This window comes from Kitasatospora sp. NPDC047058, from assembly GCF_040643935.1.
Classification (GTDB): Bacteria; Actinomycetota; Actinomycetes; order Streptomycetales; family Streptomycetaceae; genus Kitasatospora.
In genome coordinates this window covers 1-1,198 of record NZ_JBEYVJ010000914.1, presented here as the reverse complement: position 1 = coordinate 1,198, position 1,198 = coordinate 1, and the positions used below count along the sequence as shown (strand labels likewise).

General features: G+C 75.8%; 1 protein-coding gene. It reads right to left on the bottom strand.

The genetic code is table 11. The features are described from left to right. Positions 1–91: 91 nt before the first annotated feature. Positions 92–1,126 carry an IPT/TIG domain-containing protein gene (locus ABZ885_RS41590; RefSeq protein WP_360200464.1) on the bottom strand — a complete coding sequence of 345 codons (1,035 nt, stop codon included), beginning with the start codon at positions 1,124–1,126 and terminating at the stop codon, positions 92–94. Between the last annotated feature and the right edge of the window lie 72 nt (positions 1,127–1,198).

The following is a 1,198-nucleotide window of genomic DNA, read 5'->3' as shown; positions in this document are numbered from 1 at the left end:
CCGCCCCCCGCCCCCCCGGGGGGGTGCGCGGCCGCACCCGCGGGGGGCGGGCCCCCCCTACCGGCCCGGCCCACCGGCCCGTGGAGCCCCGCTACGCGGTGTACGTGAACCGGTCCGCCGTGACGGGCGCGCTGGTGCCGCCCGCCGTCGTCACCGTCACGTCGACCGTCCCCGTCCCGGCCGGCGCGGTGGCCGAGCAGAACGTCGGGCCGCACGAGACGTGGGTGGCCGGCACCCCGCCGAAGGTCACCGTCCCGTACGTCAGGTTCGTGCCCTGGACGTACAGCTGGGTGCCGCCGGCGGCCGGGCCGCTCTTCGTGGTCACGTTGGTGACCACCGGCGCGGCCGGCGGCGCGGGCGGCGCGCCCGTGTAGTCGAACGCGGCGGGCGCGGCGGCCGAACCGCCGGGCGTCACCACGGTGACCGGGGCGCTGCCGGAGCCGCCGGGCGTCGTCACCGTGCACGCGGTGTCGGTGCAGGAGCCGCTCGCCGGCTTACCGCCGACCAGCACGAAGCCGTTGGCCAGGTGGCTGCCGCTCACCGTGACCGCGGTGCCGCCGGCGCCCGGGCCGGTCATGGTGCCGAGGCCCGTGACGGCCGGCGCCGGCGCGGTCACCCGCGGCTGGAGGCCGCTGCCGAGCAGGTAGGTGGACACGTTGTCGGACGGGTCGGTGTCGCCCGCGTTGGCGACCGTCACCGTGATCGCCCCGGACGGCCGGGTGCCGTGCGAGGCGACGTAGACCTTCATGAACTCGCTGCGCCCCGGTGCCCTCGTCCCCGTGAAGACCGCCTCCAGCCGCCTCCCGTCGGCGGAAACGGTCTCGGTGAAGGTGTAGTCGGGGGTCGACGTGATGGACGCGCCGCTCGTGGTCAGCCCCGGCGGCAGGTCGACCGTCAGCCGGGTCGGGCCGGTGAGGTCGGCGGTGCCGTTGGACGTCCAGGTGACCGCGAAGTTGGTGTTGTCGACGGGGAAGATCGGGTAGTTGCCGGCCTGGGTCACACTGACGTTCGGGCCGGTGGCCGTCGTGGCGGCGGTGGTCGCGGCGGCCGAGACGGCGGCGCCCGCGGCGAGGGTGGTCGTGGCGAGTGCGGCGGCGAGGCCGCCGCGGACCATTCTGGTGATCATAAAACGCATGATGGCCGGGGCGGGCGCGCGGAGAGGGCGTTTTCTCGAAACCCAGTTCTAGGGCCCGTCTTC

Coding starts and splice junctions, on each gene's coding strand:
- ABZ885_RS41590 (WP_360200464.1), bottom strand. CDS start 1,126: ATGATCACCAGAATGGTCCGCGGCGGCCTCGCCGCCGCACTCGCCACG.